General features: G+C 67.7%; 8 protein-coding genes and 3 pseudogenes. 3 read left to right on the top strand and 8 right to left on the bottom strand.

The genetic code is table 11. From position 1 onward, the window contains the following. Positions 1–90 precede the first annotated feature (90 nt). Positions 91–688 (top strand): annotated as a pseudogene (locus tag J2S75_RS20265) (Tn3 family transposase); the annotation flags it as partial. 5 nt (positions 689–693) lie between these two features. Here J2S75_RS20265 and J2S75_RS20260 read toward each other — a convergent pair. The 5 genes and pseudogenes from J2S75_RS20260 to J2S75_RS20240 form a co-directional block, all read right to left on the bottom strand. After that, a pseudogene (locus J2S75_RS20260) lies at positions 694–891 on the bottom strand (helix-turn-helix domain-containing protein); the annotation flags it as partial. Between the two features lie 188 nt (positions 892–1,079). After that, entirely contained in the window at positions 1,080–1,943 is an 864-nt protein-coding gene (locus tag J2S75_RS20255; RefSeq protein WP_307022655.1) for an efflux RND transporter periplasmic adaptor subunit, read from the bottom strand. Beyond that, positions 1,940–2,149, bottom strand: a complete 210-nt coding sequence (locus J2S75_RS20250; protein WP_307022652.1) for a DUF1656 domain-containing protein — start codon at positions 2,147–2,149, stop codon at positions 1,940–1,942. The genes J2S75_RS20255 and J2S75_RS20250 overlap by 4 nt, the downstream gene beginning before the upstream one ends. A gap of 3 nt (positions 2,150–2,152) precedes the next feature. Further along, positions 2,153–4,216 (bottom strand): FUSC family protein, encoded by a 2,064-nt coding sequence (locus tag J2S75_RS20245; RefSeq protein ID WP_307022649.1) that lies wholly within the window; start codon positions 4,214–4,216, stop codon positions 2,153–2,155. After that, positions 4,213–4,674, bottom strand: a complete 462-nt coding sequence (locus J2S75_RS20240) for a MarR family winged helix-turn-helix transcriptional regulator (RefSeq protein WP_307022647.1) — start codon at positions 4,672–4,674, stop codon at positions 4,213–4,215. Before J2S75_RS20240 ends, J2S75_RS20245 begins: the two co-directional genes overlap by 4 nt. Before the next feature lie 96 nt (positions 4,675–4,770). Here J2S75_RS20240 and J2S75_RS20235 point away from each other — a divergent pair, with 96 nt between their 5' ends. Then, on the top strand, positions 4,771–5,133 hold the full coding sequence (locus J2S75_RS20235) for an MFS transporter (protein ID WP_307022645.1): 363 nt from the start codon (positions 4,771–4,773) through the stop codon (positions 5,131–5,133). A 130-nt stretch (positions 5,134–5,263) separates the two neighbouring features. Further along, positions 5,264–5,515: pseudogene (locus J2S75_RS20230) on the top strand (efflux RND transporter permease subunit); the annotation flags it as partial. A 71-nt stretch (positions 5,516–5,586) separates the two neighbouring features. Here the strand turns inward: J2S75_RS20230 and J2S75_RS20225 are convergent. From J2S75_RS20225 to J2S75_RS20215, 3 genes are all read right to left on the bottom strand, one after another. Further along, positions 5,587–6,684, bottom strand: coding sequence for a nucleotidyltransferase family protein (locus J2S75_RS20225; RefSeq protein WP_307022641.1), 1,098 nt, complete (start codon positions 6,682–6,684; stop codon positions 5,587–5,589). Positions 6,685–6,811: 127 nt separating this feature from the next. Then, complete coding sequence (scpB, locus tag J2S75_RS20220; protein ID WP_307022639.1) at positions 6,812–7,507, bottom strand: SMC-Scp complex subunit ScpB; 696 nt, start codon at positions 7,505–7,507, stop codon at positions 6,812–6,814. Positions 7,508–7,510: 3 nt separating this feature from the next. After that, positions 7,511–8,452 (bottom strand): DUF1403 family protein, encoded by a 942-nt coding sequence (locus tag J2S75_RS20215; protein WP_307022637.1) that lies wholly within the window; start codon positions 8,450–8,452, stop codon positions 7,511–7,513. Positions 8,453–8,522: the final 70 nt, after the last annotated feature.

Raw genomic sequence — 8,522 nt, 5'->3', positions numbered from 1 at the left:
CCTGCGTCCGCTCGTCGAGCGATACGCACAACTCATCCGCCAAAACGCGACATTCACCGGAGCCTCGGGATCACGTAAATGAGGGGATACTTGAGCATTAGCCCGACCGAAAGCGAGGCTGCCTATGTGCTCGACGGGCTATTCGATCAGGACACAGTCCTCGAAATACAGGAGCACTTCACCGACACCGGCGGCGCGAGCGATCACGTCTTTGGGCTATTCGCTCTGATCGGCAAGCGGTTCGTACCACGACTGCGCAATCTCAAAGATCGGAAGTTTCACACGTTCGAGAAAGGCGATGCATACCCGGCACTGTCGAACCACATCGGGGCGCCGATCAACACCACCCCGATCCTCGATCACTGGGATGATCTGCTTCATCTGGCGGCATCGATCACCACCCGTGCCGTTGTGCCCTCTACGATCTTGAAGAAGCTCTCGGCATCACCGAAGGAAGCCAACTGGCAAGGCTCTTCGGGAACTCGGCCGCATCGAGCGGTCGCTCTTCATGATCGAATAGTACTCGAACTCGACATTGCGCCGGCGCTGCCAAGCCGGCCTTAACAAGGGCGAGGCAGCGCACAAACTCAAACGCGCAGTCTTCCTCCATGAGCGTGGCGAACTCCGCGACCGGTCGTTCGAAAGTCAGGCATTCCGCGCATCGGGCCTCAATCTTGTCGTCAGCGCGACCAAGCGCTCCTGCCAGCGCCACACGCAGGTCTTCGACTTGCCGGTCCGGCGCATGATCTCGACGGTGCCGACACCCACGGCGGACAAAAGCACGATCTCGGCGCGCCAGACGTGCTTCTGCGGCGCGTTGCGATCCCTGACCAGCGCCGACAGGCGAGCCCGATCGGTCGGCGAAACGGTGAACGATATTCCTGTGCGCATGCGCCAGACTCGCATGCGCACGCCACAAAGGGAATCCCAAGCCGGATTCTTATGTCAGGCGGGAACCACTAGGTTCTCCTTTTGGCTAGGTCGCTTGCTCCGCTCATCATCGGCGGCGTGTTTGTCGCTGAGGTTTTTCCGGGGATTCTCAAGAAGGCGCCACTTCAAGAGCAGCTTCAGCCCACCTGTCAGTCTTTGATCGACACCGTGGCCGTGAGCCCCGCGACGAGCGCGATTCCGTCCGGCACGTGGTCGAGGGCGATGCGGACCGGCACGCGCTGCGCGAGGCGGACCCAGTTGAAGGTGGGGTTGATGTTGGCGAGAAGCCCATTGCCGACGGTGCGCTCACGGTCCTCGATACCGGCGGCGATGCTCTCCACATGCCCATCCAGCGCCGCCGGCTGGCCCATCAGCCGGATGGTGACGGACGCACCGACGCGAATCCGCGCGAGCTTGGTCTCCTCGAAATAGCCCTCGATCCGCAGCGAGTCGGTGTCGACGAGCGCCACCTCGGGCGTGCCGGCGGTGACGTAGTCGCCCGGCCGCAGGCTCAGATTGGTGATGGTGCCGTTGACCGAAGCCTTCACCTCCGACCGCTCCAGATTGAGCCTGGCGAGGTCGCGGTCCGCCACCGCCTGCCGATAGGCGGCCGCGGCCTCGGTCTCCTGCATCCGCATCTGCTCGGTCTTCTGCTGCGAGACGACGTCCTTGAGCTGCTCATAGCGCTCGCGGTCGCGCCGTGCCTGTTCGAGCGTCGCCTTGCGTCCCTCGATGGCGGCTTCGGCCTGCTCCAGCGCGATGGCGAAGCGGGCGCGGTCGATGCGGAAGAGCACGTCGCCCTGCTTCACCGCCTGGTTGTCGCGGACCAGCACCTCGCTGACGAAGCCCGAGACATCCGGCGCCACGCCGACGATGTCGGCGCGCACCTTGGCGTCGCGCGTCCAGGGTTCGTCCATGTAATGCGCCCAGAGCTCGCGCGCGGCACCGACCGCCGCGAGGAGGACGACAAGCGTGAAGCCGACGCGGATCGCGCCGCGCAGGGAGAAGGTCATGACAGCCACCATCGAGACAGCAGGGACATGCCCTGCAGCAGAACGACATAGAGAGCGACGTCGAACAGCCCACGATGCCAGACGAAGCCGTAGACGCCGAACCAGGCGAGCGCGCGCCGCACGACGAGGCTGACCAGCAGCGTCGCCAGCGCGAGCGCGAGGAGGTTCGGCACGTAGACGCCATAGAGATCGATCTCGCCGGGCATCAGCTACTCCGCCGCCACGAGGACGGGCCGGCCGTGCTCGCGGGGCGCAAAGCCGCCGGCCGGACCCGGCGTGCCGGGAAAGAACACCCGGCGCAGCCCGACCAGGGCATCGACGGCATGGCGGCCATAGGTGCCCGTCTGCGCGGCCGAGCGGTGCAGCGCGTCGTCGAGCGCCGCGCACAGGCTTGCGGACGGCTCGGTGAGGACGCGCCGCGCCATATGCTGGCGATAGAGTTCCGCCACGCCGGCAAGCACCGCCTCGACCGAGGCGCGGCAGGCTGGATCGAGCCGCCGCCGCACCTTCTGCAATTCGAGGATGTTGAAGCCGACGCGCACCTCGGCGAAGCCGTCGACCTTGGCGAGCTCCCGGTCCTCGATCGCCGCGAGGCGCGGCACGAGCTGGCCGAGCCGGTCCAGCATGCGGCCGGCGAGCCGCTCCTGATCCTGCCGGCGCGCGCCCGCGGCGGTCTCGGCGAGGTCGGACCATCCCGCCCGGACCAGGCGGCGCGCCGCCAGCTCGGCGCCGAAAGGCCGCGTGACCAGCGTCCACACAAGGGCGAAGCCGAGACCGCTCACCGCCGCCAGGCCCTCATTGACGAAGAGGGCGAAATCGACGCCGTAGCGGTTCTGCAGGGCGACGAAGGACGCGGTGTTCACCGCCAGCAGCATGGCCAGCATGTTGAATTGCGGACGCGGGATGAGGATGCCGAGCAGGAGGAAGGGCGGCGCGAACACCAGCACCAGCATCTCGAATTCGTGCACATGCGGCAGGATGCCGAACAGATAGACGCCCGAGACTATGAGGCTGACCGCGGACCAGAAGGTCATCATGCGGATGAAGGGCGCCGGCCGGTCCATGGCGGCGAAGAAGGAGCAGGCGACGGCCGTCATCATCACCGCGCTGGCCCCGTTCGCCCAGCCGCTGGCGATCCAGAAGGCGCAGGCGATGAGCGTCGCCAGCACGCAGGATCCCGCCGAGAAGAGCAGCAGGCCGTAGTCGTAGTGGCGCGCCGGGGCGACCACACGGCGGTGTCGGAAGCGCGGGCGCCAGGCGCCGGCATGCCGTCCGCGCTCGATGTCGCCCTTCAGCGTCAGGCAGTCGCTCCACAGGTCGACGATCTCCTGCAGCCGGTCCAGGGCGCTGGCGAGGATGAGCGCCCGCCAGTCGGCGGGCTCGGTTGGGCGCAGCGTGGCGATGTCGCCGACCAGCGCCTCGGCCCGTTCCGGCTCACCGCCGCGCCCCTGCGTCAGCCAGTCGGCCACGCGGGCGAGCAGTGCCGCAAGGTCCGGCGGCAGGGCTTGCTTCTCGTCCTTCAGCGCGTGCAGGCGGTCGGCGAGCGAGGAGAGCAGCGGCAGCAGCATGAGCAGTCGTCCGCGCAGCTCGCGCGCATGGCGGATCACGTCGCGCGTCGCCGCATCGTAGGAGAGCTGGCTGATGACGAGGTCGAGCCCGGCGATGTCGGCCGCGAGCTTCTGCCGGCGCAGCGGCGTCGCCGGCAGCGCGCCCTCGCCGCGCAGGATTTCCCCGGCCCAGCCCGCGGCATCGTCGAGCCACGCCGATATGCGGGTGGAGAGCGCCGTGCCGACGCTGGTCGGAAACACCACCGCGCCGACGATGCTGGCGCAGGTGATGCCGATGATGATCTCCTCGCTGCGGGCCAGGGCGACGTCGAAGATCGCCTCGGGCGTGCCGACCTCCGGCAGCGCGATCAGCGGCAGGCTGTAGCCGGCGAGCATGAAGACGTAGCTGCGCGGCGTGCGGTCGAGCATCGAGATGTAGAGCAGGCAGCCGGTCCACAGCGCGACGACGAGGCTGAGCAGCTCCGGCGCGTTGACGAAGATCGGCACGAAGAACACCGCCGCACTGGCGCCGAGCAGCGTGCCGAGGGCGCGGTAGAGCCCCTTCGAGCTGGTGGCGCCCGCCAGCGGGTTGGCGACGACATAGACCGCCGCCATCGCCCAGTAGGGGCGCGGCAGATCGAAGGCCAGCGCGATATAGAGCGCCAGCATCGAGGCGAGGAAGGCTTTGGCGGAAAACAGCCAGTCCCGCCACGAGGGCAGGTTCACGTCGCCAGCTCCTCGGTGGCGGCGCGGGCGGATGCGTCGTCGAAAGCCTTGAACACGCGCAGCGTGGCTTCGAGGTCGGCCTTGTCGACATCGGCGAGCACCTGCCCGCGCAGTTCCGACAGCAGCTCCTCGATCCGCGCGCTCAGCCGCTCGCCCTCATCCGTCAGCCAGATGGTCTTGGCGCGCCGGTCGGTGGGATCGTCCTTGCGGACGATGAGGTCGGAGGCGGCAAGCTGGTCCAGCAGGCGCACCAGCGAGGGGCCCTCGATCCCGACATAGGCCGCTAGCGTGACCTGGCGCACGCCGCCGCCGAGCCGCCCGGTCCACAGCAGCGGCGCCGCGCAGGCTTCCGAGATGCCCAGATTCTCCAGCTCCTTCTCGGCGGTGCGCCGCCATTGCCGGCCCGCCTGCAGGAGCTGTGCGGTGAGGGAACGCCGTAGCGTGTCGATATCGTTCATAAAGATATTGATATCATGCTAATTATTATGTAGCAATGATAATCATGATCCCCTTCGGCGGCATGCCCGCCGCCGCCACAAGTGAATGATCCTGCGATGACGATACGTCTGCCCGGCCCGCCGGCGGGAAGCGGCTGCGACCTTCTGGGCGGGTCGCGCGCGCTACGTGTGCCGCCGCTCTGGCTGCTGGCGCTGTTCACCTTCAGCGGCACGCTGGCCATGCACATCTTCGTGCCGGCCCTGCCGCGCGCGGCGCTGGAGCTCGATGCCAGCATCGCTTCGATGCAGCTCACGGTGAGCTTCTATATCCTCGGCCTCGCCGCCGGGCAGCTTGTCTACGGGCCGCTGTCGGACCGTTTCGGGTGGCATCCCATCCTGATCTGCGGCCTGCTGCTCTACACGGCGGCCGGTATCGGCTGCACCTTCGCGCCGGACGCCCATGCGCTGGTCGCGGCATGACTGCTTCAGGCTCTCGGCGGCTGTGCCGGGCTCGTGCTCGGCCGCGCGATCATGCGCGACACCTCCCTGCCGGCCGAGGCGGCGCGGCGGCTGGCGCTGATGAACCTCATGGTCACGCTGGAGGTTGTCAAGCAGGGAAAATGCCGCGCTCACCTTCATCACGCTGAAGGACTGGAGCGAGCGTGGCCCCGAGGATTCCGCGGATGCCATCTCGGCATGCATCAATGCCAAGATGGCCCAGATAAAGGATGCCCAGACCTTCGCGCTGTCGCCGCCGCCGATCCAGGGTCTCATCCATATCCATGAGACGTTCACAGATCAGGTGGACAACACATCGAGCTCTATTCGCCGACCACTGTCAAGCTACGACACGCTGGGTTGAGGAGGCGAGCGCGTTTACAGACTGAGAGCGTCAACTCCGGCCCCATGGGAATCGCAAGCATCAGCGCGGTATCACGCTGGCAGATGATAGCTCGCCGGATCGACGCCGAGCGCACGAACAGACGCCGCGAGGGGGGCAAGCAGCTGGGCGCGCGTGTCCTCGCTCACAGCGCGAAGGCTGGCGCCGATGGCGTCGCGCCATGCCGGGCCACGATCCAAAGCCTCGATATAAGCCTCAGCGAGGGCTTCGCTTTGACGGGTCTCGATCATGGCGTCCATCAGGGTGACAGCTTGGTCTCGGTCCTTGTCACTCTTGGCCGTGCCGTCATTGTCGGTCCGCCGCCGCACGCTGACAATCAGCTTGTGGATGGCGAACCGCTCGGGAGCAGGAACGAGAATCGGCACGCCGGCGCCATGCAGCAGGACGGCGCGCACGGGTTGGTAGATCAAGAAATCGAGGAAGTGCAGCGGCTGCGCGGCCGCACCACCAAGAGCGGGCATGGCGGCAGGCCGTCCGTCATGGTCGGCCGAACCGGTGTTGGGCGTCAGGAACTCGACCTTGTAGCCGGAGCGAGTCGCGAACTGGGTTGAAGCGCGACCATCGGCGGGATGGGGGATTTCCCGAAATGTCGGATCGACTGCGCGAAGCACGTCCAGCACCGGAGGTATGGCATCGCCGACAGCCACGGAGATCGAATGGAACTGGGCAAAGTCGGTATCGCCCGTCTGTAGCGCCGTATTGGGCAGCCGCACCCCGAGAAGAGCGGCATAGCATTGGAACGCCACGGTTCCGACCAGCACGCCACGCAGCCGGAAGAACCCGGCCCTCGCGAGAGCCTGGATGATATCGCCGGCGAGCGAGTCGGGCCGCAGCAGATAAGCCTCGCGGATAAGGGTCGAGACAAGCTTGCGGCGGGCGCGATGATCCGCCTTCAGGTCGGCGAAGTGTTCCACCCGCGCGGTGATCTCTGGGTCGTCGACCGGGCCGACATAGCGGCGCTGCTTGCCTCCTCCCGGTGTGGACAGATCGAAGTACCAGTAACGCCGCCCCCGGCTCTCCATGCTGACAAAACGGCCCTCGATGGAAAACTCGGACGAGAACTGCGCGTCCAGCGTGCGCTGCGCGAGTTCCGAGTAGAGCGTGCGGTAGCTGTGATCGAGGAGCTTCATCGTGTTATGACCATTTCTGCCAACATGGTCATAACACAAAACGATCTGTCGGACGAGCTATGACTCGTTTCGCGAAACTGCTCATAACGACGACGGACAGCACCAGATCCCGGCGTGAGGCGGGCGGTCAAATCCCGTCATCCGCGTCGACCTCCTCGTCCAGATCGGCCTCCTCGTCTTCTTCCCCGCCCATGAGCCCGAGCGGGATATCTCCCGCCAGCAGCCTGTCCTTGCTGAGCAGGCCGGCGTCCTCCAGCGCCTCCATATCCGGCAGGTCGCGCAGCGTGTCGAAGCCGAAATGCGACAGGAAGGCCGGCGTCGTCACATAGGTATAGGGCGCGCCGGGCGTCGGGCTGCGCGGCCCGGCGGCGATGAAGCCAAGGCCGCGCAGATGACCGATTATATCGCGCCTGACCTCCTTGCCGAAGAACTGGCCAAGCTCGGCCCGGGTGATCGGCTGGAAATAGGCGATGCACATCAGGATCAGTGCGTCCGACTGCGAGAGCGGCTTGGTCTCCGCACCCAGCCCCGTCGCCGTCCGGATCGCGTCCGCAAACCCCTTCCTTGTCCGGTGCTGCCAGCCGCCGGCGACCGAGACCAGTTCGTAGGGCCGGCCGCGCAGCTCGCCGCGGATGTCGTCGATGATGAGGTCGAGATTGCAGTCGCGCCCGACCACGCGGGCCAGCATCTCCCGGCCGACCGGCTCGGGCGAGGCGAAGATCACCGCCTCGACGCGGCCCATCCATTCGCGCCAGCGCAACTCCGGCGGCAGATCGGCGAGCTCGGTGTCGAGGTCCTGCTTGGCTCGCGCGCGCCGGGCCATCGGCTACAGCCCGTAGAGCCGGAAGGTCGGGCGACCGGTGAGCTCGCGCACCCCGCCGAGCGCGACCAGGCGCTCGAACAGCCGCCGGCTCGAGCGGTCGCTGGCGGCCTTGCCGGTCTTGGCCGGCTGCGCGTCCTCGCTGAGTAGGATCGCCACCATCATGTCAGCGTCCCTGCCGCGCAGCTGCGGCGCGGCGGCGAGGAGCCTCTCGGCGCGCCGGGCGAGATCGGCGTGCAGGTTGGCCGCCGTGGCCGCGCCCCGGGCGTAGGCCAGGCTGCAGGCAGCAAGCCAGGCGCTGTGCCCGTCGGCACGCGCGGCGGCGTGACGGAAGTCGGCGCGCCTCAGGTGCGCGGCGAGCAAGGGCACCGGCGCCGGCCACCTCAGGCGATGCGCCAGGACCGCGTCGGCGAGCCAGAGCGCCAGCGGCCGGCTGTCGGGCCGAAGCCGCAGGCTGGTTGCGGCGACAGCCGCCGCAGCGCGCACCGCACTCCCCTGCCCTTTGAGCTGGTCGGTGGCGAAAGCGATGACGTCCTGCAGGGCGTCGTCGTAGCGGTGTGCTAGCAGAGCTGCCAGCTTGAGCTCCCAGTCGCCGGCGGCCATTGCCGAGCGCTCGCTCAAGGCACGCCAGGCCTTGAGCAACTGCCCGGCCGGCCCGGGATCATCGCCGTCGCGGCGCAGATACCAGTGGTCGCGCAGCGCCGCTTCGGCCTCGGTGCGGCCGTTCTGCTGCGCCAGCGCCGCTGCGCAGGATAGCGCGAGGCGCTGGCGCCAGAGAATGCCCAAGGGGTGCTCATGGCGCGCGATCGGATGCAGTGCCGCGAGCGCCGCACCGGCGAGAAACCCCGTGTCCTCAAGGGCTTCGCCGGACGCGGGCGGGCGGGCCCAGCCGGGAAAGGCCGGAAAGGTCGGAGGGGGCTCGGGGATGAGTCGCGCGCGCGAGGCCATGCCGGAGCGTATCTCGGCGCGGCGCTTTATGCCAGAGATTTGACCGCTAACCGCCGCGCCTGTCGGGAAT

Origin of the sequence: Ancylobacter polymorphus, from assembly GCF_030813495.1 — a bacterium.
GTDB lineage: Bacteria > Pseudomonadota > Alphaproteobacteria > Rhizobiales > Xanthobacteraceae > Ancylobacter > Ancylobacter polymorphus.
The sequence above is the reverse complement of the archived record's forward strand: the minus strand, read 5'-3'. Positions and strand labels throughout refer to the sequence as shown.

What these genes read in the sequence shown, in the direction of transcription:
- J2S75_RS20225 (WP_307022641.1), bottom strand. Translation starts at nt 6,684, where the DNA reads ATGAAGCTCCTCGATCACAGCTACCGCACGCTCTACTCGGAACTCGCG.
- J2S75_RS20235 (WP_307022645.1), top strand. Translation starts at nt 4,771, where the DNA reads ATGACGATACGTCTGCCCGGCCCGCCGGCGGGAAGCGGCTGCGACCTT.
- J2S75_RS20250 (WP_307022652.1), bottom strand. Translation starts at nt 2,149, where the DNA reads ATGCCCGGCGAGATCGATCTCTATGGCGTCTACGTGCCGAACCTCCTC.
- J2S75_RS20215 (WP_307022637.1), bottom strand. Translation starts at nt 8,452, where the DNA reads ATGGCCTCGCGCGCGCGACTCATCCCCGAGCCCCCTCCGACCTTTCCG.
- J2S75_RS20255 (WP_307022655.1), bottom strand. Translation starts at nt 1,943, where the DNA reads ATGACCTTCTCCCTGCGCGGCGCGATCCGCGTCGGCTTCACGCTTGTC.
- scpB (WP_307022639.1), bottom strand. Translation starts at nt 7,507, where the DNA reads ATGGCCCGGCGCGCGCGAGCCAAGCAGGACCTCGACACCGAGCTCGCC.
- J2S75_RS20240 (WP_307022647.1), bottom strand. Translation starts at nt 4,674, where the DNA reads ATGAACGATATCGACACGCTACGGCGTTCCCTCACCGCACAGCTCCTG.